Origin of the sequence: Pseudomonas sp. JV449 (assembly GCF_032424295.1) — a bacterium.
Classification (GTDB): Bacteria; Pseudomonadota; Gammaproteobacteria; order Pseudomonadales; family Pseudomonadaceae; genus Aquipseudomonas; species Aquipseudomonas marginalis.
This window is the reverse complement of record NZ_VYKD01000007.1, coordinates 98,444-122,153: the sequence shown is the minus strand read 5'-3', so window position 1 is coordinate 122,153 and position 23,710 is coordinate 98,444. Positions and strand designations below refer to the sequence as shown.

The 23,710-nt window shown below is 58.9% G+C and carries 21 protein-coding genes; 4 read left to right on the top strand and 17 right to left on the bottom strand.

Translation table 11 applies throughout. The annotated features are described in order from the left end of the window. Window positions 1-107 precede the first annotated feature (107 nt). Both F6S08_RS10095 and F6S08_RS10090 read left to right on the top strand, forming a co-directional pair. Complete coding sequence (locus tag F6S08_RS10095) at window positions 108-524, top strand: OsmC family protein (protein ID WP_065924497.1); 417 nt, start codon at window positions 108-110, stop codon at window positions 522-524. A 64-nt stretch (window positions 525-588) separates the two neighbouring features. Continuing rightward, window positions 589-1,455, top strand: a complete 867-nt coding sequence (locus F6S08_RS10090; RefSeq protein WP_065947273.1) for a pirin family protein — start codon at window positions 589-591, stop codon at window positions 1,453-1,455. A gap of 46 nt (window positions 1,456-1,501) precedes the next feature. Here F6S08_RS10090 and F6S08_RS10085 read toward each other — a convergent pair whose 3' ends face one another. The 4 genes from F6S08_RS10085 to F6S08_RS10070 form a co-directional block, all read right to left on the bottom strand. Then, a complete protein-coding gene (locus F6S08_RS10085) occupies window positions 1,502-2,230 on the bottom strand; it encodes a dienelactone hydrolase family protein (RefSeq protein ID WP_315871346.1) in 729 nt (242 codons plus the stop codon). 179 nt (window positions 2,231-2,409) lie between these two features. Beyond that, window positions 2,410-4,314, bottom strand: a complete 1,905-nt coding sequence (gene htpG / locus F6S08_RS10080) for a molecular chaperone HtpG (protein WP_315871345.1) — start codon at window positions 4,312-4,314, stop codon at window positions 2,410-2,412. Between the two features lie 89 nt (window positions 4,315-4,403). Beyond that, a complete protein-coding gene (locus tag F6S08_RS10075; RefSeq protein WP_065924493.1) occupies window positions 4,404-4,856 on the bottom strand; it encodes a PaaI family thioesterase in 453 nt (150 codons plus the stop codon). Continuing rightward, entirely contained in the window at window positions 4,853-5,329 is a 477-nt protein-coding gene (locus F6S08_RS10070) for a PaaI family thioesterase (protein ID WP_065924492.1), read from the bottom strand. The genes F6S08_RS10075 and F6S08_RS10070 overlap by 4 nt, the downstream gene beginning before the upstream one ends. A 158-nt stretch (window positions 5,330-5,487) precedes the next feature. Here F6S08_RS10070 and F6S08_RS10065 point away from each other — a divergent pair, with 158 nt between their 5' ends. After that, window positions 5,488-5,739 carry a hypothetical protein gene (locus F6S08_RS10065; RefSeq protein WP_010211724.1) on the top strand — a complete coding sequence of 84 codons (252 nt, stop codon included), beginning with the start codon at window positions 5,488-5,490 and terminating at the stop codon, window positions 5,737-5,739. Between the two features lie 94 nt (window positions 5,740-5,833). On the opposite strand, the gene F6S08_RS10060 is transcribed toward F6S08_RS10065, so the two are convergent. The 11 genes from F6S08_RS10060 to sdhC form a co-directional block, all read right to left on the bottom strand. After that, window positions 5,834-6,571 carry a DUF599 domain-containing protein gene (locus F6S08_RS10060; protein ID WP_027607062.1) on the bottom strand — a complete coding sequence of 246 codons (738 nt, stop codon included), beginning with the start codon at window positions 6,569-6,571 and terminating at the stop codon, window positions 5,834-5,836. Between the two features lie 143 nt (window positions 6,572-6,714). Beyond that, window positions 6,715-8,028, bottom strand: a complete 1,314-nt coding sequence (gene brnQ / locus F6S08_RS10055) for a branched-chain amino acid transport system II carrier protein (protein WP_065924491.1) — start codon at window positions 8,026-8,028, stop codon at window positions 6,715-6,717. 416 nt (window positions 8,029-8,444) lie between these two features. Next, window positions 8,445-9,326 (bottom strand): succinate--CoA ligase subunit alpha, encoded by an 882-nt coding sequence (gene sucD, locus F6S08_RS10050; RefSeq protein ID WP_003172813.1) that lies wholly within the window; start codon window positions 9,324-9,326, stop codon window positions 8,445-8,447. After that, complete coding sequence (gene sucC / locus F6S08_RS10045) at window positions 9,326-10,492, bottom strand: ADP-forming succinate--CoA ligase subunit beta (RefSeq protein WP_003233235.1); 1,167 nt, start codon at window positions 10,490-10,492, stop codon at window positions 9,326-9,328. The genes sucD and sucC overlap by 1 nt, the downstream gene beginning before the upstream one ends. 204 nt (window positions 10,493-10,696) lie before the next feature. Continuing rightward, a complete protein-coding gene (gene lpdA, locus F6S08_RS10040) occupies window positions 10,697-12,133 on the bottom strand; it encodes a dihydrolipoyl dehydrogenase (protein ID WP_065924490.1) in 1,437 nt (478 codons plus the stop codon). 101 nt (window positions 12,134-12,234) lie between these two features. Next, complete coding sequence (odhB, locus tag F6S08_RS10035) at window positions 12,235-13,458, bottom strand: 2-oxoglutarate dehydrogenase complex dihydrolipoyllysine-residue succinyltransferase (protein WP_065924489.1); 1,224 nt, start codon at window positions 13,456-13,458, stop codon at window positions 12,235-12,237. Window positions 13,459-13,502: 44 nt separating this feature from the next. Continuing rightward, the gene (locus F6S08_RS10030) at window positions 13,503-16,334 is read right to left on the bottom strand and encodes a 2-oxoglutarate dehydrogenase E1 component (RefSeq protein ID WP_065924488.1); all 2,832 of its coding nucleotides are present in this window, start codon (window positions 16,332-16,334) and stop codon (window positions 13,503-13,505) included. 261 nt (window positions 16,335-16,595) lie between these two features. Next, window positions 16,596-17,300, bottom strand: coding sequence for a succinate dehydrogenase iron-sulfur subunit (locus F6S08_RS10025; RefSeq protein WP_003172807.1), 705 nt, complete (start codon window positions 17,298-17,300; stop codon window positions 16,596-16,598). Window positions 17,301-17,311: 11 nt separating this feature from the next. Beyond that, window positions 17,312-19,084, bottom strand: a complete 1,773-nt coding sequence (gene sdhA / locus F6S08_RS10020) for a succinate dehydrogenase flavoprotein subunit (RefSeq protein WP_065924487.1) — start codon at window positions 19,082-19,084, stop codon at window positions 17,312-17,314. A 3-nt stretch (window positions 19,085-19,087) separates the two neighbouring features. Continuing rightward, complete coding sequence (sdhD, locus tag F6S08_RS10015; RefSeq protein ID WP_003172805.1) at window positions 19,088-19,456, bottom strand: succinate dehydrogenase, hydrophobic membrane anchor protein; 369 nt, start codon at window positions 19,454-19,456, stop codon at window positions 19,088-19,090. Next, entirely contained in the window at window positions 19,450-19,824 is a 375-nt protein-coding gene (gene sdhC, locus F6S08_RS10010) for a succinate dehydrogenase, cytochrome b556 subunit (protein WP_003172804.1), read from the bottom strand. Before sdhC ends, sdhD begins: the two co-directional genes overlap by 7 nt. A 365-nt stretch (window positions 19,825-20,189) precedes the next feature. Here sdhC and gltA point away from each other — a divergent pair, with 365 nt between their 5' ends. Continuing rightward, entirely contained in the window at window positions 20,190-21,479 is a 1,290-nt protein-coding gene (gene gltA / locus F6S08_RS10005; protein ID WP_003222994.1) for a citrate synthase, read from the top strand. Window positions 21,480-21,658: 179 nt separating this feature from the next. Here gltA and F6S08_RS10000 read toward each other — a convergent pair whose 3' ends face one another. Both F6S08_RS10000 and F6S08_RS09995 read right to left on the bottom strand, forming a co-directional pair. Continuing rightward, on the bottom strand, window positions 21,659-23,317 hold the full coding sequence (locus F6S08_RS10000) for a cation acetate symporter (RefSeq protein WP_057014104.1): 1,659 nt from the start codon (window positions 23,315-23,317) through the stop codon (window positions 21,659-21,661). Further along, window positions 23,314-23,625 carry a DUF485 domain-containing protein gene (locus F6S08_RS09995; RefSeq protein WP_024074297.1) on the bottom strand — a complete coding sequence of 104 codons (312 nt, stop codon included), beginning with the start codon at window positions 23,623-23,625 and terminating at the stop codon, window positions 23,314-23,316. Before F6S08_RS09995 ends, F6S08_RS10000 begins: the two co-directional genes overlap by 4 nt. Window positions 23,626-23,710 lie beyond the last annotated feature (85 nt).

The following is a 23,710-nucleotide window of genomic DNA, read 5'->3' as shown; positions in this document are numbered from 1 at the left end:
CTTGCGTGTCGTACCGGGGTTCAGCCGGCAAAAAAATGTGGAACACCCCCGTGCCAGCATGCTCTATAACTGCATGACCTTCCTTCTGCCAACCCGTGAGGTTTGCCATGCCTGTTACCGTCAATACGCTGAACGCCGACAACTTCCGCCACAGCGTCAATATCAATAACCACGAGCTGTTTACCGACCTGCCCAAGAGCCTGGGTGGTGACGACTCGGCGCCCTCCCCCCACGATTACTTCGACGCCGCGCTGGCATCGTGCAAGGCGCTGACCGTCAAGCTCTATGCCCAGAAAAAAGACATCCCCCTGACCGGCGTGACCGTGGAAGTCACCCACGACGCCAGCGAAGAGCAAAAGGGCAAATACAGGCTCAACGTCAAGCTGACGCTCAAGGGCGTACTCACCGACGAACAGCGCGACGAGCTGCACCGTGTGGCCGATCGCTGCCCGGTACACAAGCTGATGACCACCGCCGAGGTCACCATCGAAACCCGCCTCTCTGAAGGCGCGTTCAGCCAATAGCGGCAACCTCCCGTCGAGCGGGTTATGCTCATTACCCTACAACCCGCTCAGACTGGGACGCACCATGACCACCCTCACCGTGATCCGCCCACGCCCCGAAGATGTCGAAGGCCAGCCGATCCTGCGCCCGCTGCCCTCGCGGGAATGTCGCAGCGTCGGGCCCTTTGTGTTTTTCGACCATATGCTGCCTACCCGCTATGCACCGGGCAGCGGCATGAACATCCGCCAGCACCCGCATATCGGCCTGTCCACCCTCACCTATCTGTTCGAAGGCGCACTGCAGCACAAGGACAGCCTGGGGTCGGATCAAGTGGTAGAGGCCGGTGATGTCAGCTGGATGACTGCAGGCGGTGCAATCGCCCATGTCGAGCGCACACCCGAGGCACTCAAGGCCCACGGTTTCAGCATGCATGGCCTGCAAGTGTGGCTGGCGTCGCCCAAGGACCACGAAGCGGGGCCGGGACACTACAGCCATCACCCTGCAGCGAGCCTGCCGGTGAGTGACAACCTGGGCGTGCGGATTCGCCTGATCGCCGGCAGTGGCTTCTGCCTCAAATCACCGGTGCCGGTGCTGTCGCCTACGTTGTATGCAGATGTACACATGCAAACGGCCACGACCCTGCTGATTCCTGACGAGCACGAGGAACGCGCGGTGTATGTGCTGGAGGGTGAAGCCCAGTTGGAGGGTGAGCGGCTTGAGGTGCACAGCCTGGTGGTATTGCCGGCCGGGCAGGCAATGACCCTGTTCGCCGAGAGCGATTGCCAGTTGGTGGTGTTTGGCGGAGCACCGCTGGATGGGCCACGGCGGATCAATTGGAATTTTGTCGCGAGCGATCCGTTGAAGATCGAGCAGGCCAGGCAACGCTGGGCCGCTGGGGATTGGCCGACGGTGCCGGGTGAAACTGAAAGAATTGAGTTGCCGGTGAGATAGCTATCGGGGGCAAGCCCCCGATGACGCCGGAACAGGCGCTGAAGATTCAGCCCTTGAACACTTCATCCAGCAAGTTATGCATCGACCGGAACGCCCGTGCAGCGGTCTTGGCGTCATACATCATCTTGCCCGGCACATTGGTATCCGGGTCAGTGAAGGAATGCACCGCACCGCCGTAGCTCAGCAATTGCCAATCCACGCCGGCCGCGTTCATTTCATCTTCGAACGCCGGCAGTTGCTCTTTCGGCACCAACGGGTCGGAAGCACCGTGCAGTACCAGCACTGGACCCTTGATGTTTTTCGCGTCTGCCGGGTTCGGCGTGTCGAGGGTGCCGTGGAACGATACGGCAGCCTTCAATGGCGCACCGGTACGTGCCAGCTCCAGGGAGCAGCAACCGCCGAAGCAGAAACCAAAGGTGGCCAGCTTCGAGGTGTCCACTGCCGCTTCGGTCTGGCCCTGCAGCTGCTCAAGGGCAGCCTGCATGCGCTTGTTCAGCAACGGGCGATCATTCTTCAACGGCATCATTGCGGCGCCGGCTTCATCGCCATTCGACGGGCGCACGGTTTGCCCGTAGAGGTCGGCGATCAGCACCACGTAGCCCTTGGCGGCAACGCTCTTGGCGATCTCCTCGGCACCCGCACTCACCCCCATCCAGTTCGGCGCCATCAGCAGGCCGGGCAGCGGGTTCTTTTGGCTGGCATCGAACGCCAGGCGGCTTTCATAAGACTGGCCATCAATCTGATAGACCACGGAACGCACAGTGACTTGGCTCATCATTTTCTCCAGTTGAAGATCACTAGAACGGAAATAGGCTGTAGGTGCGAGCTTGCTCGCGAAGAACCTCAACGATCACGCGGGCAACCTGACACCCAGCGCCGCCCGCAGTTTTTTCGCGAGCAAGCTCGCTCCTACAAACGAAAAAACCCGCCGAAGCGGGTTTTTCTACAACGGTATCAAACCGACAGTTCAACCAACAGCTTGTTCAGTCGGCGCACGTAGGCGGCCGGGTCCTTGAGGCTGTCGCCAGCGGCCAGGGCCGCCTGGTCGAAAAGGATGTGGGACAGGTCGCCAAAGCGCTCTTCGCTCTGCTCGCCGTCGAGTTTCTCGATCAACGGGTGAGCCGGGTTGAATTCGAAGATCGGCTTGGAGTCCGGGACCTTCTGGCCGCTGGCTTCGAGGATCTGGCGCATCTGCATGCCCAGGTCCTGCTCGCCGATGGCCAGGATCGCCGGGGAATCGGTCAGACGGTGGGAAACCCGCACTTCGCTGACGGCATCGCCCAGGGACGCCTTGATCCGCTCAACCAGGCCTTCTTTGGCCTTGGCGACCTCCTCGGCTTCTTTCTTCTCTTCCTCGGAGTCCAGGTTACCCAGGTCCAGGTCGCCACGGGCCACGTCGACAAAGGATTTGCCGTCGAACTCGTTGAGGTAGCTCATCAGCCACTCATCGATACGGTCGGTCAGCAGCAGCACTTCGATGCCTTTCTTACGGAAGACTTCCAGGTGCGGGCTGTTCTTGACCTGTGCGTAGGTTTCGCCGGTGAGGTAGTAAATCTTGTCCTGGCCTTCCTTGGCACGTGCCAGGTACTCGGCCAGGGACACCACCTGCTCGCCCTCTTCACCCTGGGTGGAAGCAAAGCGCAGCAGACCGGCGATTTTTTCCTTGTTGGCAAAATCTTCCGCCGGGCCTTCTTTCATGACCTGGCCGAAGTTTTTCCAGAAACCCTTGTATTGCTCTGGCTCGTTCTTCGCCAGTTTTTCCAGCATGTCGAGTACGCGCTTGGTCAGCGCCGACTTCATGGAATCGATGATCGGGTCTTTTTGCAGGATTTCCCGCGACACGTTCAGCGACAGGTCATTGGAGTCGACCACACCCTTGATAAAGCGCAGGTACAGCGGCAGGAACGACTCCGCCTGGTCCATCACGAACACGCGCTGCACGTAGAGCTTCAGGCCTTTTGGCGCTTCACGCTGGTACAGGTCGAACGGCGCACGGGCCGGCACGTAGAGCAGCGAGCTGTATTCCAGCTTGCCTTCGACCTTGTTATGGCTCCAGCTCAGCGGGTTTTCGTAGTCGTGGCCGATATGCTTGTAGAACTCCTGGTATTCCTCGTCCTTGATATCGGTACGCGGACGGGTCCACAGGGCACTGGCGCGGTTGACGGTTTCCCATTCCTGGGCAGGCTTCTCTTCACCTTCGGCAGCCGCTTGTTCTTTCGGCAGCTCGATCGGCAAGGCAATATGGTCGGAGTACTTCTTGATGATATTGCGCAGGCGCCAGCCGTCGGCGAACTCGTCTTCACCGGATTTGAGGTGCAGGACGATGCGGGTACCACGGTCAGCCTTGTCGATGGTGGCGATTTCAAATTCGCCCTCGCCCTTGGAAGCCCAGTGCACGCCTTCGCTGGCGTCAAGGCCGGCACGACGGCTGAACACTTCAACCTTGTCGGCCACGATGAAGGCCGAGTAGAAGCCCACACCGAACTGGCCGATCAGGTGCGAATCTTTCTTCTGGTCGCCGGACAGGTTTTTCATGAAGTCGGCGGTACCGGATTTGGCGATGGTCCCCAGGTGGGTGATCGCATCTTCACGGCTCATGCCGATACCGTTGTCTTCGAGGGTGACGGTATTGGCGTCTTTGTCGAAGCTCACACGGATTTTCAGTTCCGCGCCGCCTTCCAGCAGTTCAGGCTTGGACAGGGCTTCGAAACGTAATTTGTCGACAGCGTCAGAGGCGTTCGAGATCAATTCGCGAAGGAAGATTTCCTTGTTGGAATACAGCGAATGGATCATGAGGTGCAGCAGTTGCTTCACCTCGGTCTGGAAGCCCAGGGTTTCCTTTTGAGTTTCCACACTCATGGTCATCAAACTCCAATTGGATGGCAGTGGCCGCGCCCTGAAGGGTTGGCGGCGGGTTGTCATCAAAGTTGGGGGCTAAGAGCAGGATTTCAAGGGCGGACCACGTCCTCGATCTTGAAATGCGCACGGGCGGTGGCGATGGGCTCGGCGGCGGTGGTTTGCCAGGCGGTGATCGCCACATTCGCCACCCGTCGGCCCTGGCGCCACACCTGGCATTTGGCGTAAGTGTCGCGAAACTGGCCGGCGCGCAGGTAATCGAGGGAGAAATCGATGATTTTCGGGAGGCCCGGCGCTCCGGTAAACACCAGCAGGTGCAACGCCGCTGCCAGTTCCATGAAGCCGGCAATCACCCCGCCGTGAAGCGCCGGCAATATGGGGTTACCAATATTGTCCTTGTGGGCCGGCAGGCGAAACAGCAATTCATCCCCCAGCCGGGTGCATTCGATACCGATCAGTTTGGCGTAGGGAATCAGGTCCAGCAGCGCCTCGTAGTTGCCGCGCTGATGAGCCTGTTCCAGGCGGGTCTTGAATCGATGGGTCATGCCTGCTCTCCCTTGATCGCGCGCCCCAACCCGTGGGTGCCCTTGAGACGCTTGCCCATGCGCATGAAAGTGCCCACCACATGGGCGATGGGTTGTTGCGGATCGTCCTGGTAGGCAAAACCACGGGTGAAGATCACGTCGGTGGTCACCCGGTAGCATTGGGCGAAACCATATACCGGCTTATGCGGCTCGGCGGGATGCATATAGTCGACACGCAGGTCCAGGGTCGGGCACACCTCGAACTCCGGCAGGACACACAGGGTGGCCATGCCGCAGGCGGTATCCATCAAGGATGTCAACGCGCCACCGTGGATCACGCCGGTCTGGGGATCACCCACCAACTGCGGGGCGTAAGGCATGGCCAACGTGATGCCCTCCTCGCTGGCATGATGAACGCTGATACCCAGCACCTGACAATGGCGCAAGGCCGAGACAAAGCGCGTCGCGCGCTCTAACAAGGGATTTTCGGTCATTCGTTGCAGACTCTTATTAGTGTTGATGGGCGAAATAGACGGTGCGGGCGAAAGTTCCTTTGAGGTCGTTGTTTATATATCTGTGGAATAAAAGGAACTAATGCTGAACGGCCATGCTCGAAAGGCCAGTAGATATCTTCACTAAGGAGAAACACCCCATGCGTAAGACTTTAGCTATTTCCATGATGTTGGCCGCTGCCCTCGGTCTCGCTGCTTGCGACAAGAAATCCGAAGACAAAGCCCAAGATGCCGCAGCGCATTCTGAGCAAGCTCAAAAAGACATGGCGAAAGCTCAGGATAAAGTGAACGACGCTGCGAAAGAAAACGCCGATGCTGCCAAAGCTCAGGCTGAATCGAACGAAGCCGCCGCAAAAGAAGCAGCACCAGCTACTCCTGCCACCGGTTCCTGATACCGCAGCATGAAATAGCTTCGCTGCAAAAAGAAAGCCCGCTTATATAGCGGGCTTTACTTTGCCTGTTGTTTTTAACTCAGCGCGTCACGCATTAAATCTCCTCTTTGGCGGGCTCAGGCATCGGTGTATCCGTCTGCGTATACACCATCACTTGCAGTACGTCGGAATGAAACTCCCGGCGATACAACACAAACACCACCCCGGCACTCATCAACATGAACAACCAGGGGCTGACGAACCACGCCAGCATGGTCATGCCGAAGTAATAAGAACGCAGGCCAAAGTTGAACTGGTTGGCGGCCATGGAGATCACCCGCGCCGCACGCAGGGCAAACGCCTTGCGCTCCTGCTCCGACACATGCCGTTCACCGATCATCGGTGCCGACCCGACCAGCACCGCGGCAAAGTTGTACTGGCGCATGCACCAACTGAAGGTGAAGAAGGCATAGACAAAGACCAGCGCCAGGCAGAGCAGCTTGATCTCCGACATGCCCTGGGAGGCCTGCTGCACCATGGGTATGTCCGCCAGCAATGACACCGCCCGCTCGGAAGCCCCCAGCACCGTGAGAATGCCGGCGAGGATGATCAAGGTGCTGGAGGCGAAGAATGAGGCATTACGCTCCAGATTGCCGATTACGCTGGCGTCGGCGATGCGGTTGTCACGCAGCAGCATGCGGCGCATCCAGTCCTCGCGATACAAATGCAGCACGCTGGCCAGGCACGCGGTGTCTCGGGCTTTCCAGGTGGCATAACGGGTGTAGCCGCCCCAGCACAGGATGAACCAGAGGGCGGCAAGCAGGTGGATCTGATTGGCTTCGACGAACGACATGCGGGTCCTTGCAGAAAGAAGATTGAGAAACTTTTTGCGTCTGTTCGACGTTAGCGCAAAGAAAAAGACACTGCCTTGCGCTCAAAAAAAATGCCCCGTATCGATTGATACGAGGCATTTCCGTACTGCATGAAACCCGCTTGTTATGCGATGGCTTCGCTGCGCTTACCCAGCATGCGATCAATGACGACCGCCACAACCAGCGTCATCACCGACGGCACCAGCCACGCCAGGCCTTGCTCGCTCAGCGGCAGGTTCGCCAGCTGCGAAGGCATCCAGCCTGCCAGGCCTGCGCCCTTGAGCGCGTCGATGCAACCAAAGATGAACGACACCAGCATCACCGGCCCGACGATACGGCCCTGTTCCTGCCAGAAGTCTTTGCAGAAGCTCAAGGCCACCAGCACGATGCACGGCGGGTAGATCGCGGTGAGTACCGGGATCGAGAACGCAATCAGCTTGGTCAGGCCCAGGTTCGACACGAACAGCGAGAACAGCGCCAGGATCACTACCAGGGTCTTGTAGGACAGCGGCAGGATTTTGCTGAAGTACTCGGCACATGCGCAGGTCAGGCCGACGGCAGTGACCAGGCATGCCAGGGAGATCAATACAGCCAGGAACCCACTGCCCAGGGAACCGAAGGTGTGCTGAACATAAGCGTGCAGCACTGCGGCGCCATTGGCAGCGCCGGCAGCGACTTCATGGCTGCCCGACCCGAGGCGGAACAGGCTGACATACACCAGCGCCAAACCGACGCCGGCAATCAACCCGGCAATGATCGCGTAGCGGGTGATCAGCTTGGGCGATTCGACACCACGGGAACGGATCGCATTGACGATCACAATGCCAAACACCAGCGCCCCCAGGGTATCCATGGTCAGGTAGCCATTGATAAAGCCCTGGGAAAACGGTGCGGCGACGTATTCCGGGGTGGCGACACCCACCTCACCTGCCGGCAGGGCAAACGCGGCAATGCCGAGGATGGCCAGGGCGATGATCTTCAGCGGCGCCAGGAAGCGACCCACGGTGTCCAGCAGTCGGCCTGGGTACAGGGAGACAAAGAACACCACCAGGAAATACACCGAGCTGTAGAGGAACAGTGCCAGCGGGCTTTCGCCGGTCAGCGGCGCCAGGCCCACTTCAAACGACACGGTCGCGGTACGCGGGGTGGCGAACAGCGGCCCTACCGCCAGATACGCCGCCGCCGCGAGCAGGCCACCGGCGATCTTGCCGATCGGGCTGCTCAGCGCGTCCATGCCGCCACCGACCTTGGCCAGGGCGATCACGGTGACCACCGGCAGGCCAACGGCGGTGATCAGGAAGCCCAGCGCCGCCATCCAGACATGAGGCCCGGACTGCAAACCAACGATAGGCGGGAAGATGATGTTGCCGGCGCCCACGAACAGGGCGAAGGTCATGAAGCCCAACGCCAGGATGTCCTGGCTTTTCAACACTTTCATTTGAGGAAATACCACACTACTGAATCGGAATTTAGAGAGGGATTCCCTATGGATGAGGGAAATGCTGCCGGCCCTTATGGGCACCGACCGATCTAGCGCGCAGCTTCCTTTTGGGAGGCGGACGCATAAAGAGGCGGCTAGGGTACAGAATTAGCCTGACAAACGCACTGTTGCGGGGCGTGCTGTCCGATAAGCGACATCTCGATGTCGCGTTTTCATACTTAATTTGGCAATACAAACAAAATTGTGGGAGGGGGCTTGCTCCCGATAGCGGTGCGTCAGTCCCACATCAGCTGGCTGATGCACTGCAATCGGGTCAAGCCCCCTCCCACATTTGAATCGTCAACAATCTGCAGAATGCACAAAGGCCACCCGAAGGTGGCCTTTGTTGGTAAAGCGTCAGCTAAGCGCGAGGCTTACTTGACAGCCCAACCGGTCAGCTCGGCCAAGGCCTTGCCGATGTCTGCCAGCGAACGCACGGTTTTAACGCCTGCGTCTTGCAGTGCAGCGAATTTCTCGTCTGCAGTGCCTTTGCCGCCAGAGATGATTGCGCCAGCATGGCCCATGCGCTTGCCCGCAGGGGCAGTCACACCAGCGATGTAGGAAACAACCGGCTTGGTCACGTGTGCCTTGATGTAGGCAGCCGCTTCTTCTTCAGCCGAACCGCCGATCTCACCGATCATCACGATCGCTTCGGTCTTCGGGTCTTCCTGGAACAGCTTCAGGATATCGATGAAGTTGGAGCCCGGGATCGGGTCACCGCCGATGCCGACGCAAGTCGACTGACCGAAACCGGCGTCAGTAGTTTGCTTCACAGCTTCGTAGGTCAGGGTGCCGGAACGGGAAACGATACCGACTTTACCTGGCAAGTGAATGTGACCTGGCATGATGCCGATCTTGCATTCGCCTGGAGTGATCACGCCTGGGCAGTTAGGGCCGATCAGGACTACGCCCAGCTCGTCGCACTTAACTTTAGCGTCCAGCATGTCCAGGGTAGGAATGCCTTCGGTGATGCACACGATCAGCTTGATGCCGCCGAATGCCGCTTCCAGGATCGAGTCCTTGCAGAAAGGAGCTGGAACGTAGATCACGCTGGCGGTGGCGCCAGTGGCAGCTACAGCGTCTTTCACGGTGTTGAACACTGGCAGGCCCAGGTGCTCGGTGCCGCCTTTGCCCGGGGTTACGCCGCCAACCATCTTGGTGCCGTATTCGATGGCTTGCTGGGTGTGGAAACTACCTTGCGAACCGGTAATACCCTGGCAGATAACTTTGGTGTCTTTATTGATCAGGACGCTCATTATTTGCCCTCCGCAGCTTTGACAACTTGTTGAGCAGCGTCGGTCAGGCTGGTAGCCGCGATGATGTTCAAACCGCTTTCTGCCAGTACTTTAGCGCCCAGTTCAGCGTTGTTGCCTTCAAGGCGAACAACAACCGGGATTTTAACGCCGACTTCTTTCACTGCGCCGATGATGCCTTCGGCAATCATGTCGCAACGAACGATGCCGCCGAAGATGTTGACCAGTACTGCAGCGACGTTGGAGTCGGACAGGATGATCTTGAAGGCTTCGGTTACGCGTTCCTTGGTAGCACCACCGCCCACGTCGAGGAAGTTGGCTGGTTTGCCGCCATGCAGGTTGACGATGTCCATGGTACCCATGGCCAGGCCGGCACCGTTGACCATGCAACCGATGTTACCTTCCAGGGCTACGTAGTTCAGTTCGAACTTGGCAGCGTGCGCTTCGCGCGGATCGTCTTGCGACGGATCGTGGAAAGTCTTCAGCTTAGGCTGACGGTACATGGCGTTGGCGTCGATGTTGATCTTGGCGTCGAGGCAGTGCAGATCGCCGTCAGCCTTGATCACCAGCGGGTTCACTTCCAGCAGGGCCAGATCGTGATCCTGGAACAGTTTGGCCAGACCTACGAAGATCTTGGCGAACTGGGCAACTTGCTTGCCTTCCAGGCCCAGCTGGAAAGCCAGCTCGCGACCCTGGAATGGCTGGGCGCCAACCAGTGGGTCGATAGTGGCTTTCAGAATTTTTTCTGGGGTTTCGTGAGCGATCTTCTCGATGTCCACGCCACCTTCGGTGGAAGCCATGAACACGATGCGACGGCTCGAACGGTCAACGACAGCGCCCAGGTACAGCTCTTTAGCGATATCAGTGCACGATTCAACCAGGATCTTGGTGACTGGCTGGCCATTGGCATCAGTCTGGTAAGTCACCAGACGCTTGCCCAGCCACTGCTGTGCGAAGGCCTTGGCGTCTTCTTTGCTGCGAACCAGCTTAACGCCGCCCGCTTTACCGCGACCACCAGCGTGGACCTGGGCTTTGACAACCCACTCGGTGCCGCCGATTTTGTCGCAAGCTTCTGCTGCTGCTTCCGGGGTGTCTACTGCGTAGCCCTTGGAAACTGGCAGGCCGTATTCAGCGAACAGCTGCTTACCCTGATACTCGTGAAGATTCATGCTTTTTACCGTCTTCGTTAGGTACTGCGCATTCGGCGCTGCGCTCATTATGAGTGCCGCGCCACCTGTGACTGCTGCTTGCGCAACTTGCGGGGCTCAAGGCCCGTAAAGCTGCGCAAGACTGCGTCCAGCGGATATTCCGCGGTGAGTCTTGCGCGCAAGGCTCACGACGGGCAACTCCGCCGTGGTTTCTTATTATCTCGCTTAGCGCTTCTTCTTGTTGGCGATGTGGATGGCATGGCCATTCACTGCCAACGCGGCTTCGTGCAGCGCTTCGGACAGGGTCGGATGGGAGAAGACCATCATGCCGATGTCCTCGGCACTGGTGCCGAATTCCATACCGATCGCGCCCTGCTGAACCAGTTCTGCTGCGCCTGGGCCAATCACGTGGACGCCCAATACGCGGTCAGTCTTGGCATCAGCGATGACTTTGACAAAACCACCGGTGTCGTTGGCTGCCATGGCACGGCCAGAAGCGGCGAACGGGAAGGTGCCGACGTTAACTTCAACGCCTTCAGCTTTCAACTGCTGTTCGTTCTTGCCGACCCATGCAATTTCCGGGTGGGTGTAGATAACCGATGGGATCAGGTCGTAGTTCATCTGGGTCTTGTGACCCTTGATGCGCTCGACAACCATGATGCCTTCTTCGGAAGCCTTGTGCGCGAGCATCATGCCGCGAACCACGTCGCCAATGGCGTAGACGCCCGGAACGGTGGTAGCGCAGTGATCGTCAACGTGGATGAAGCCACGCTCGTCGATGTTCACGCCGCTGTCGGAAGCCAGCAGGTCGGTGGTCACTGGACGGCGACCAACGGCCACGATCAGCTTGTCGAAAGTGATGGTCTGTTCGCCATCCTTGTCGGTGTAGGTCACGACGACTTCTTCGCCATTGACCTTAGAGCCGGTCACGCGAGCGCCCAGCTTGATGTCCAGACCTTGTTTGGTCAGGGTTTTCAGCGCTTCCTTGGACACTGCGGTGTCGGCAGCCAGCAGGAACGTGTCCAGGGCTTCCAGCACGGTCACTTCGGAACCCAGGCGGGACCAGACCGAACCCAGTTCCAGGCCGATGACGCCAGCGCCGATCACGCCCAGGCGCTTAGGCACGGCCTGGAATTCCAGGGCGCCGGTCGAATCAACGATCACGTTCTGGTCAACCGGAGCCGGTGGAATGTCGATTGGACGCGAACCTGGGGCCAGGATCACGTTCTCGGCTTCGATGATTTCTACCGAGCCGTCCGGCTTGGTGATTTCAACTTTCTTGCCGGCCAGCAGTTTGCCGTGGCCTTGCAGGGAAGTCACGCCGTTGGCCTTGAACAAGGTCGCAACGCCGGAAGTCAGGCCTTTAACGATGTTGGCTTTACGGCCGACCATTGCTGGCACGTCCATGGTCACGCCGGCATGGTTGATGCCGTGGATCGCGAAGCCGTCCTGGGCTTCGTGGAATTTCCAGGAGCTGTCCAGCAGCGCCTTGGAAGGAATGCAACCGACGTTCAGGCAAGTACCGCCCAGTGCCAGTTTGCCTTCCTTGTCGGTGTATTTTTCAATGCAAGCAGTCGAGAGGCCCAGTTGTGCGGCCTTGATGGCGGCGACGTAGCCGCCAGGACCCGCACCAATCACTACAACGTCAAATTTCTGCGACATGAAAATAGTTCCTCTATTTAGCAGCAAGCTTTCAAGCCGCAAGCCCCAAGCCCAACTGCCTTATCCGGCAATCTGTCACTTGAGACCTGCAGCTGCTTCTATCAGATATCCAGCAGCAGACGAGCCGGGTCTTCCAGCAGGTTCTTGATGGTCACCAGGAAAGTCACGGCTTCTTTACCATCGATCAGGCGGTGATCGTAAGACAGCGCCAGGTACATCATTGGGCGGATCACGACTTGGCCGTTGATGGCCATCGGACGCTGGATGATGTTGTGCATGCCCAGGATCGCGGCTTGTGGCGGGTTAACGATCGGCGTCGACATCATCGAACCGAAGGTACCACCGTTGGTGATGGTGAAGGTACCACCGGTCATCTCGTCGATGGTCAGCTTGCCGTCACGGGCTTTCTTGCCGAAGCCGGCGATGCCGCCTTCGATTTCGGCCAGGCTCATCAGTTCGGCGTTACGCAGGACCGGAACCACCAGGCCACGGTCGCTGGACACGGCAACGCCGACGTCTGCATAACCGTGGTAAACGATGTCGCCGCCGTCGATGGAAGCGTTGACTGCCGGGAAGCGTTTCAGCGCTTCGGTGGCCGCTTTCACGAAGAACGACATGAAGCCCAGGCGTACGCCGTTGTGGGACTTCTCGAACAGATCCTTGTACTTCGAACGCAGGGCCATGACTTCGGTCATGTCGACTTCGTTGAAAGTGGTCAGCATCGCCATGTTCGACTGTGCTTCAACCAGGCGCTTGGCCACGGTGGCACGCACGCGGGTCATCGGTACACGCTTCTCGGTGCGGTCGCCGGCAGCGAACACAGGCGCAGCGGCAGCCGGGGCAGCAGCCTTGGCAGGCGCGGCAGCCGGAGCGTTTTTCTTGGCTTCAACAGCAGCGACCACATCTTCCTTGGTCACACGGCCGTCTTTGCCGGTGCCTTTGATGGAAGCCAGGTTGATGCCGTTTTCTTCGGCCAACTGGCGAGCAGCCGGTGCAGCGATTGGATCTTCGCCACCCGCAGCCGGAGCGGCAGCAGGTGCCGAGGCAGCGGCCGGTGCAGCAGCGGCAGCAGGAGCAGCGGCAGCGCTGCCCTCTTCGATCGAGCCGAGTACCTGGTTCGACAGAACGGTAGCGCCCTCTTCGGCAACGATTGCGCCCAGCACGCCGTCAGCTTCGGCCAACACTTCCAGCACGACTTTGTCGGTCTCGATGTCGACGATCAGGTCGTCACGCTTGACGGCCTCACCTGGTTTCTTGTGCCAGGTGGCAACGGTGCCATCGGCAACCGATTCCGGGAATGACGGGGCTTTGATTTCGATAGCCATTATCTGTGGGTCCTTAAAATTCGGTTTCAGTCAGCGCGAAGGCGTTAAACAGTGAAAGCATCTTGCAGCAGTTTTTCCTGCTGCTCGGCGTGCATCGACGCATAACCACACGCAGGTGCAGCGGAAGCATCACGGCCGGCGTATTCCAGGCCCAGGGCCTTGTTGTGGTTACCGATGCTGCGGCGCAGGTGATGCTGGCTGCTGTACCAAGCGCCCTGGTTCATCGGTTCTTCCTGACACCACACCACATTGGTGAGGTTGGTGTAAGGCGCGATGATCTCCATGAGGTCATCTTCCGGGAACGGGTAAAGCTGCTCGATACGCACGATGGCGATGTCTTCGCGGCCTTCGGCACGGCGTTTTTCCAGCAGGTCGTAGTAGACCTTGCCGCTGCACAGGATCAGGCGAGTGACCTTGGCCGCGTCCAGCGTATCGATCTCTGGAATCACGGTCTGGAACGAACCATCCGCCAGATCTTCCAGGGTCGAGATGGCCAATTTGTGACGCAGCAGCGATTTCGGGGTCAGCACTACCAGCGGCTTGCGCAGCGGGCGGATCACCTGGCGACGCAGCAAGTGGTAGATCTGCGCCGGGGTGGTCGGCACGCACACCTGGATGTTGTGCTCGGCGCACAGCTGCAGGTAACGCTCCAGACGGGCCGAGGAGTGCTCCGGCCCCTGACCTTCATAACCGTGTGGCAGCAGCATGGTCAGACCGCACAGACGGCCCCACTTGTGCTCGCCGCTGGTGATGAACTGGTCGATAACCACCTGGGCACCGTTGGCGAAGTCGCCGAACTGGGCTTCCCAGATCACCAGCGCCTGCGGCGTGGTGGTCGAGTAACCGTATTCGAACGCCAGTACGGCTTCTTCGGACAGGAACGAATCGTACAGGTCGAAACGCGGCTGGCCTTCGTACAGGTTCTGCAACGGGATGTAGGTGCCCGCGTCTTTCTGGTTGTGCAGTACCGCGTGACGGTGCGAGAACGTACCACGGCCGATGTCCTGGCCGGTCATGCGGATCGGGTGACCTTCGAACGCCAGGGTCGCGTACGCCATGGTTTCGGCATAACCCCAGTTGATCGGCAGGCCGCCGGCTTGCATCTTCTGACGGTCTTCGTAGATCTTCGCAACCTGGCGCTGCACCACGAAGCCATCCGGGATTTCCAGCAGCTTGGCGGACAGTTCCTGCAGGGTCTTCAGATCGAACGAGGTGTCGTGACGCGCCGTCCAGGTGTGACCCAGGTACGGACGCCAGTCAACGAACAGCTCTTTGTTCGGCTCCTTGACCAGGCTTTTTACGACATGCAGACCATTGTCCAGCGCGTTGCGGTATTCATCGATCTTCGCCTGAACCCGTTCATCGTCAACGATACCGGCCTTGGTCAGGCTTTCGGCATACAGCTCACGGGTGGTGCGCTGCTTGGTGATCTGCTGGTACATCAACGGCTGGGTGCCGCTTGGCTCGTCGGCTTCGTTGTGACCGCGACGGCGGTAGCAAACCAGGTCGATCACCACGTCACGCTTGAACTGCATGCGGTAGTCGACAGCCAGTTGGGTCACGAACAGCACGGCTTCCGGATCATCGCCATTCACATGGAGGATCGGCGCCTGGATCATCTTGGCAACGTCGGTGGCGTACTCGGTGGAACGCGCATCCAACGGGTTGCTGATGGTGAAGCCAACCTGGTTGTTGATGACGATGTGAACGGTACCGCCGGTCTTGAAGCCGCGGGTCTGCGACATCTGGAACGTTTCCAGGACCACGCCTTGACCGGCGAATGCCGCGTCACCGTGGATGGAAATCGGCAGGACCTTTTCACCGGTAGTGTCGTTACGACGATCCTGGCGAGCACGGACCGAACCCTCGACCACTGGAGAAACGATTTCCAGGTGGGATGGGTTGAACGCCATGGCCAGGTGAACTTCACCGCCGGTGGTCATCACGTTGGACGAGAAGCCCTGGTGGTATTTAACGTCACCGGAACCCAGCTCGACCTTCTTCTTGCCTTCGAACTCGTCGAACAGCTCACGCGGGTTCTTGCCGAAGGTGTTGACCAACACGTTCAGGCGACCACGGTGGGCCATGCCGATCACGATTTCCTTGGTGCCGTAGGAACCGGAACGCTGGATCAGCTCGTCGAGCATCGGAATCAGGCTCTCGCCGCCTTCCAGGCCGAAACGCTTGGTGCCCGGGTATTTGGTACCCAGGTATTTTTCCAGGCCCTCGGCTGCGGTCACGCGCTCAAGCAGGTGGCTGCGCACGTCGGCGGACAATACCGGACGGCCACGCACGCCTTCCAGGCGATGCTGGAACCAGTGGCGTTGCTCGGAATCGGTGATGTGCGTGAACTCGGCGCCGATGGTGCGGCAATATGTCTGCTGCAACGCTTCGTGAATTTCGCGTAGGCTCGCTTCCTCTTTGCCGATGAACAGGTCGCCGGCACGGAAGGTCGTATCAAGATCGGCATTGGTCAAGCCGTAATGATTGATCGACAGGTCTGCAGGTGCAGGACGCTGCCAGAGCCCCAGCGGGTCAAGCTGGGCCGCCTGGTGGCCACGCATCCGGTAGGCCTGGATCAGTCGCAGTACTTCAACTTGCTTCTTCTCGTGCTCACTGCTCACGCTGCCGGCGGAAACCGGCTGGGCGCGGCGCTGGTTCTTTGCCAGCAGCACGAACTGATCGCGAATTGTTGCGTGCGATACATCGGTGGCAGCGTTGCCGTCTGAAGACAACGTCTGAAATTTGGTGCGCCATTCTTCTGGCACAGCGTTAGGGTCGTGCAGGTAGAGCTCATAAAGCTCTTCCACATAGGCAGCGTTACCACCTGAAAGATAGCCGCTGTTCCACATGCGCTGCATCACGCTTTCTTGCATGCTTGGTCACCCTCGATTTGGGGACACCACCGGCGAAAACACCGAGTTTGCTTGCAAAAGGCCAAGTGCAGCGACCAAAACAAGCCACTTAGGATCACGCTGATAGTTCGGGTACCAACCCGAATGCCCCTGCTTGTCTCATTTCTTCAAAATAAGAGCCGCGGCTTTGTAAGTCGCTGCTCAAGTTAAAACTACGGCGCCGGTTGAAGCCTGCGCCGTAGCATTTACGGGCACAACGGTCCTGCCTTGTTACAACGTCAGTTACACGCCGCTTTGCAGCAGCATGTTACGGATGTGACCAATGGCCTTAGTCGGGTTCAGGCCTTTGGGACATACGTTGACGCAGTTCATGATCCCGCGGCAGCGGAATACGCTGAACGGGTCATCCAGCGAAGCCAGGCGCTCGGACGTCTTGGTGTCACGGCTGTCTGCCAGGAAGCGATACGCTTGCAGCAGGGCAGCTGGACCCAGGAACTTGTCCGGGTTCCACCAGAAGGACGGGCACGAGGTCGAGCAGCAGGCGCACAGGATGCACTCGTACAGACCGTCGAGCTTTTCACGCTCTTCTGGGGACTGCAGACGCTCGATGGCCGGAGCCGGCGTGTCGTTCTGCAGGAACGGCTTAACTTTCTCGTATTGCTTGTAGAAGATGCTCATATCGACGACCAGGTCACGGATAACCGGCAAACCTGGCAGAGGACGAACGATCAGCTTGTTGCCTTTGACAACAGCGGACAGCGGCGTGATGCACGCCAGGCCGTTTTTGCCGTTGATGTTCATGCCGTCGGAACCGCAAACACCTTCACGGCAAGAGCGACGATAGGAGAAACCCTCGTCCTGCTCTTTGATCAGTGCCAATACATCCAGCACCATCAGGTCTTTACCACCGGTATCGACCTGGAACTCCTGCATGAACGGCGCAGCGTCCTGATCAGGGTTGTAGCGATAAACACTGACTTTCAACATGGCAGCCACCCTTAGTAAGTCCGAATCTTCGGTTCAAACGTCGGAACCGTCTTCGGCGAGAAGTTCACGGCACGCTTGGTTACGCGCTTGTCACCCGGGAAGTACAGGGTGTGGCACAACCAGTTTTCGTCATCGCGATCTTCAAAGTCTTCACGAGCGTGGGCACCACGGGATTCCTTACGAACCTCGGCGGCGATCGCAGTCGCTTCAGCCACTTCCAGCAGGTTTTGCAGTTCAAGGGCTTCGATACGAGCGGTGTTGAACGCCTGGCTCTTATCGTTGATCTTGACGTTGGCGATGCGCTTGCGCAGATCGGCCAGCTGGGCAATACCCTTCTGCATGTATTCGCCGGTACGGAATACACCGAAGTAGTTCTGCATGCAGCTTTGCAGCTCGCGACGCAGGGTTGCCACGTCTTCGCCATCAGTGCGCTCGTTCAGAGCGTTCAGGCGCGACAGGGCGGCCTCGATGTTGGCGTCGGTGGCGTCATCGTATTCGATGCCGTCGGTCAGGGCTTTTTCCAGGTGCAGGCCAGCCGCGCGGCCGAATACCACCAGGTCGAGCAGCGAGTTGCCGCCCAGACGGTTGGCACCGTGTACCGATACGCAGGCCACTTCGCCTACCGCGAACAGACCGTGGATGATCTCGTCCACGCCTTCGGCGTTCTGGGTGATCGCCTGGCCATGAATGTTGGTCGGAACACCGCCCATCATGTAGTGGCAGGTTGGGACAACCGGAACCGGAGCAACAACCGGGTCAACGTGGGCAAAGGTCTTGGACAGCTCACAGATACCCGGCAGGCGGCTGTGCAGCACTTCTTCACCCAGGTGATCGAGCTTCAGCAGTACGTGGTCGCCATTCGGGCCACAGCCGTTACCGGCGATGATTTCCTTGACCATCGAACGGGCAACGACGTCACGACCCGCCAGGTCTTTCGCGTTCGGAGCATAACGCTCCATGAAACGCTCGCCGTGCTTGTTGATCAGGTAACCACCTTCACCACGGCAACCTTCGGTGACCAGTACACCGGCGCCGGCGATGCCGGTCGGGTGGAACTGCCACATTTCGATGTCCTGCACCGGCACGCCGGCACGCAGTGCCATGCCGACGCCGTCACCGGTGTTGATCAGGGCATTGGTGGTGGAAGCGTAGATACGACCTGCACCGCCGGTCGCCAGAACGGTAGCCTTGGCGCGGATGTAGGTGGTTTCACCGGTTTCGATGCAGATGGCGATCACGCCAACGAATGCACCGTCGGCGTTCTTCACCAGATCCACTGCGTAGTATTCGTTCAGGAACGTGGTGCCGGCTTTCAGGTTGCCCTGATAAAGGGTGTGCAGCAGCGCGTGACCGGTACGGTCGGACGCAGCGCAGGTACGGGCAGCCTGGCCGCCTTTACCGTAGTCCTTCGACTGGCCGCCGAATGGACGCTGGTAGATACGACCTTGTTCGGTACGGGAGAACGGCAGGCCCATGTGGTCCAGCTCGAACACCGCGGCCGGGCCTTCCTGACACATGTATTCGATAGCGTCCTGGTCACCGATGTAGTCGGAACCCTTGACGGTATCGTACATGTGCCAGCGCCAGTCATCGTTCGGGTCGGCGGACGCGATGGCGCAGGTGATGCCACCCTGGGCCGACACGGTGTGGGAGCGCGTCGGGAATACCTTGGTGATCACGGCAGTCTTGTGACCGCCCTGGGCCAGCTGCAGCGCTGCGCGCATGCCGGCACCGCCGCCACCAATGATGATGGCGTCGAAGGAAATAGTTGGAATGTTAGCCATGAATCAGATACCCCAAAGAATCTGCACACCCCAGACGAAGTAAGCGAACATCGCGACGCCGCATACTGCCTGGAAGAGGAAACGGACTGCGGTCGCGGACTTGCCCAGCGCCATCGGCGTCAGGTAGTCGGTCGCGATGGTCCACATGCCGACCCAGGCGTGAGCGCCCAGGGCTACAAGGGCCAGCAGGCTGAAGATTCGCATCGCATTGTGGGAAAACAGCCCGTGCCATTGCTCGTAGCCGATGCCCGGGTTTGCGACGAGGTATCCGATCAGGAAAATGAAATAAGCCGCGAGAACGACCGCAGACACACGCTGCGCCATCCAGTCATAGAGGCCCGAACGCGATAGGTTCGTAACGCTGGTTACCATATCCAAACTCCTGCCAGAACGATCAGCACCACGGAAATGGCGATGATGATTTTCGAGCCCAGGCGGCCGCCTTCCAGCGTCTCACCGATGCCCATGTCCATGATCAAGTGGCGCACACCGGCTACCAGGTGATACAGCAGAGCGGACAGGAGGCCCCATGCTACGAACTTGGCCAGCGGGCTGGTCAAGCATGCCTTCACCTCGGCGTATCCTTCCTCGGAACCCAGGGATTTGCTCAATGCATAAAGCATGATGCCCAAGCCCAGGAACAGGATGATGCCGGAAACACGGTGCAGGAACGACGTAACGCCGGTGATGGGGAGTTTGATGGTCCTTAGGTCTAGGTTTACAGGTCGTTGGCTATTCACGGCTTTTTTTCACACTGAAGAGCCCCTAACAATCAGGGCAAAGTTGTTGGGGAGTGCGACTGGTCAGGTAAGCACCACCCAGGGAGTGCGACCCCCAATGAAAGCAAGCCCAAAAGCCCTTGGCGGTCGGTGGCCGAGTATAGACAGTTAGGTTACTAATGACAACGCGCGCACCTCACCCTAATAGCGGATTGCGCTGGCGGGATAAAAGGCGTAAATGGCGGGCAATTTCGAGGAAAAAGTACGGTTAAAGCCTTCTGGGGCAAGACTTTAGGCAAATTGACATCTGAATTTATCTCACTATAGTGGTGCGGGCCCTGCGTGGGGGGTCTGTCTGATGATTTGAAGCATAAATAGGAGGCCACATGGCTGACAAAAAAGCGCAGTTGATCATCGAGGGCGCAGCCCCCGTCGAGCTGCCCATTTTAACCGGCACCGTTGGTCCCGATGTTATCGACGTACGGGGCCTGACGGCCACGGGCCGTTTCACTTTCGACCCAGGCTTCATGTCGACCGCCTCTTGCGAGTCGAAGATCACCTATATCGACGGCGACAATGGCATCCTGCTGCACCGGGGCTACCCGATCGAGCAACTGGCGGAAAAATCGGACTACCTGGAAACCTGCTACCTGCTGCTAAATGGCGAATTGCCAACAGCCGAGCAAAAAGCCCAGTTCGTCAGCACCGTGAAGAACCACACCATGGTTCACGAGCAGTTGAAGACCTTCTTCAACGGCTTCCGTCGCGACGCCCACCCGATGGCCGTCATGTGCGGCGTGGTCGGCGCCCTGTCGGCCTTCTATCACGACTCCCTCGACATCAATAACCCGCAGCATCGCGAAATTTCCGCGATCCGCCTGGTTGCCAAGATGCCGACCCTGGCCGCAATGGTTTACAAGTACTCCATGGGCCAACCCATGATGTACCCGCGCAACGACCTGACGTACGCGGAAAACTTCCTGCACATGATGTTCAACACCCCGTGCGAGATCAAACCGATCAGCCCGGTGCTGGCCAAGGCAATGGACCGGATCTTCATCCTCCACGCCGACCACGAGCAAAACGCCTCCACCTCCACCGTGCGCCTGGCAGGCTCTTCGGGTGCCAACCCGTTCGCCTGTATCGCCGCCGGCATCGCCGCGCTGTGGGGCCCTGCCCACGGCGGTGCGAACGAAGCCGTATTGACCATGCTCGATGAAATCGGCGATGTGTCCAACATCGACAAGTTCATTGCCAAGGCCAAGGACAAGAACGATCCGTTCAAGTTGATGGGCTTCGGTCACCGGGTCTACAAGAACCGCGACCCACGCGCCACCGTCATGAAGCAGACCTGCGACGAAGTGCTGAAGGAACTGGGCATCAACAACGATCCGCAACTCGAACTGGCCATGCGCCTGGAAGAGATCGCCCTGACCGACCCGTACTTCATCGAACGCTCGCTGTACCCGAACGTCGACTTCTACTCGGGGATCATCCTCAAGGCGATCGGCATTCCAACCAGCATGTTCACCGTGATCTTCGCCCTGGCACGGACCGTGGGCTGGATCTCCCACTGGAAAGAAATGCTCTCCAGCCCGTACAAGATTGGCCGCCCGCGCCAGCTGTACACCGGCTACGAGTCGCGTGACATTACCAAGCTGGAAGATCGCAAGTAAGCACCTTTCAGCAGCACCGAAAACGGCCTCCCTCAGTGGAGGCCGTTTTTATTTGTGTCGACTGATCTACCACCATCGGGGGCTTGCCCCCGATGAGGCCAGTAGCAGCCCCCCATAAACCCCAGGCAAAAAAATACCCCAGCCTTTCGACCGGGGCATTTCTTTATCCAGCTACAACCTTAGTGATTAACCGCCCCACTCGCCCCCAGGCCAGTCTGCGAACGCACAAACTGCGGGAAGTACAGCGCACGCTCTTTCTCTGCCGCCGCCGACTTGTCGGTGATGGAGAAGAACCAGATACCGATGAACGCAATGATCATCGAGAACAGCGCCGGGTATTCGTACGGGAAGATGGCTTTTTCATGATGCAGGATCGAGACCCAGATGGTCGGACCCAGGATCATCAGGCCAACGGCACTGATCAGGCCCAGCCAGCCGCCAATCATCGCGCCACGGGTGGTGAGGTTTTTCCAGTACATGGAAAGCAGCAGTACCGGGAAGTTACAGCTGGCGGCAATCGAGAACGCCAGGCCGACCATGAACGCGATGTTCTGGCTTTCGAACAGGATGCCCAGGCCAATCGCCAGCACTGCCAGGGCGATAGTGGTGATCTTCGATACGCGAATCTCATCCTTTTCGTTGGCCTTGCCTTTCTTGATCACGCTGGCGTACAGGTCATGGGACACCGCCGAAGCACCGGCCAGGGTCAAGCCGGCAACCACTGCCAGGATGGTGGCGAAGGCCACAGCCGAGATGAAGCCCAGGAAGATGCTGCCGCCCACCGCGTTGGCCAGGTGCACCGCCGCCATGTTGTTACCGCCCAGCAAGGCGCCTGCAGCATCCTTGAACGCCGGGTTGGTGCTGACCAGCAGGATCGCGCCGAAGCCGATGATAAAGGTCAGGATATAGAAGTAGCCGATGAAGCCAGTGGCATACAGCACGCTCTTACGCGCTTCCTTGGCGTCACTTACAGTGAAGAAGCGCATCAGGATGTGCGGCAGGCCGGCGGTACCGAACATCAGTGCCAGGCCCAGGGAGAACGCGGAGATCGGGTCTTTCACCAGGCCGCCGGGGCTCATGATCGCTTCACCTTTAGGGTGAACCTTGATCGCCTCGGAGAACAGCATGTTGAAGTCGAAGTTGACGTGCTTCATCACCATCAGCGCCATGAACGAGGCACCGGACAGCAACAGCACCGCCTTGATGATCTGCACCCAAGTGGTCGCCAGCATGCCGCCGAACAGCACGTACAGGCACATCAGGATCCCGACCAGGATGACCGCCACGTGGTAGTCGAGGCCGAACAGTAGCTGGATCAGCTTGCCCGCCCCCACCATTTGCGCGATCAGGTAGAACGCCACCACGACCAGGGAACCACAGGCCGACAGGCTGCGGATCTGGGTTTGCCCGAGGCGATAGGACGCCACGTCGGCAAAGGTGTACTTGCCCAGGTTACGCAGGCGCTCGGCGATCAGGAACAGAATGATCGGCCAGCCCACCAGGAAGCCGATCGAGTAGATCAGGCCGTCGTAGCCGGAGGTGAACACCAGTGCGGAAATACCCAGGAAGGACGCGGCCGACATGTAGTCGCCGGCAATCGCCAGGCCGTTCTGGAAACCGGTGATCTTGCCGCCGGCCGCATAGTAGTCGGCCGCCGACTTGTTGCGCTTGGACGCCCAGTAGGTGATGCACAACGTCGCGCCGACAAAGGCCACGAACATCAGGATCGCTGCGATATTCAGCGGTTGTTTGTGCACTTCACCGGTCAATGCATCCGCCGCCCAAACAGCGGGTGCAAAGACCGAAGCGCCGAATACAGCCAATAGACGACGGATCATTGCGCAGCCTCCTTGAGAATCGCATTGTTCAGGTCGTCGAATTCGCCGTTGGCGCGTCGCACATAGATGCCGGTGAGGACAAAGGCCGAGACAATCAGCCCGACACCGATGGGGATGCCCCAGGTGATGGATGAGCCGGGGCTGAGTTTGGCCCCCAGTATTTGTGGCCCGTAGGCGATCAACAGGATGAAGCCGGAGTACAGCCCTAGCATGATCGCCGAGAGAATCCAGGCGAACCTTTCCCTTTTTCTTACCAGCTCCTTGAAACGCGGGCTGTTTTGAATCGAGAGGTAAATGCTGTCGTTCATTGTTTTTATCCTCGCAGCACAGCTTTTTTATTATTGGTACGTATCCACTGTATGCGGCTACGGAACAGGTTCCAGACGACCTTAG

Bases quoted from the DNA above. Each gene is read 5' to 3' on its own strand.
- F6S08_RS10000 (WP_057014104.1), bottom strand. From the start codon at position 23,317: ATGATCCGTCGTCTATTGGCTGTATTCGGCGCTTCGGTCTTTGCACCC.
- sdhD (WP_003172805.1), bottom strand. From the start codon at position 19,456: ATGGTAACCAGCGTTACGAACCTATCGCGTTCGGGCCTCTATGACTGG.
- odhB (WP_065924489.1), bottom strand. From the start codon at position 13,458: ATGGCTATCGAAATCAAAGCCCCGTCATTCCCGGAATCGGTTGCCGAT.
- F6S08_RS10090 (WP_065947273.1), top strand. From the start codon at position 589: ATGACCACCCTCACCGTGATCCGCCCACGCCCCGAAGATGTCGAAGGC.
- F6S08_RS10085 (WP_315871346.1), bottom strand. From the start codon at position 2,230: ATGAGCCAAGTCACTGTGCGTTCCGTGGTCTATCAGATTGATGGCCAG.
- brnQ (WP_065924491.1), bottom strand. From the start codon at position 8,028: ATGAAAGTGTTGAAAAGCCAGGACATCCTGGCGTTGGGCTTCATGACC.
- gltA (WP_003222994.1), top strand. From the start codon at position 20,190: ATGGCTGACAAAAAAGCGCAGTTGATCATCGAGGGCGCAGCCCCCGTC.
- sucC (WP_003233235.1), bottom strand. From the start codon at position 10,492: ATGAATCTTCACGAGTATCAGGGTAAGCAGCTGTTCGCTGAATACGGC.
- lpdA (WP_065924490.1), bottom strand. From the start codon at position 12,133: ATGTCGCAGAAATTTGACGTTGTAGTGATTGGTGCGGGTCCTGGCGGC.
- F6S08_RS09995 (WP_024074297.1), bottom strand. From the start codon at position 23,625: ATGAACGACAGCATTTACCTCTCGATTCAAAACAGCCCGCGTTTCAAG.
- F6S08_RS10070 (WP_065924492.1), bottom strand. From the start codon at position 5,329: ATGACCGAAAATCCCTTGTTAGAGCGCGCGACGCGCTTTGTCTCGGCC.
- sucD (WP_003172813.1), bottom strand. From the start codon at position 9,326: ATGAGCGTCCTGATCAATAAAGACACCAAAGTTATCTGCCAGGGTATT.
- sdhA (WP_065924487.1), bottom strand. From the start codon at position 19,084: ATGGCTAACATTCCAACTATTTCCTTCGACGCCATCATCATTGGTGGC.
- F6S08_RS10060 (WP_027607062.1), bottom strand. From the start codon at position 6,571: ATGTCGTTCGTCGAAGCCAATCAGATCCACCTGCTTGCCGCCCTCTGG.
- htpG (WP_315871345.1), bottom strand. From the start codon at position 4,314: ATGAGTGTGGAAACTCAAAAGGAAACCCTGGGCTTCCAGACCGAGGTG.
- F6S08_RS10030 (WP_065924488.1), bottom strand. From the start codon at position 16,334: ATGCAAGAAAGCGTGATGCAGCGCATGTGGAACAGCGGCTATCTTTCA.
- F6S08_RS10025 (WP_003172807.1), bottom strand. From the start codon at position 17,300: ATGTTGAAAGTCAGTGTTTATCGCTACAACCCTGATCAGGACGCTGCG.
- F6S08_RS10095 (WP_065924497.1), top strand. From the start codon at position 108: ATGCCTGTTACCGTCAATACGCTGAACGCCGACAACTTCCGCCACAGC.
- F6S08_RS10065 (WP_010211724.1), top strand. From the start codon at position 5,488: ATGCGTAAGACTTTAGCTATTTCCATGATGTTGGCCGCTGCCCTCGGT.
- F6S08_RS10075 (WP_065924493.1), bottom strand. From the start codon at position 4,856: ATGACCCATCGATTCAAGACCCGCCTGGAACAGGCTCATCAGCGCGGC.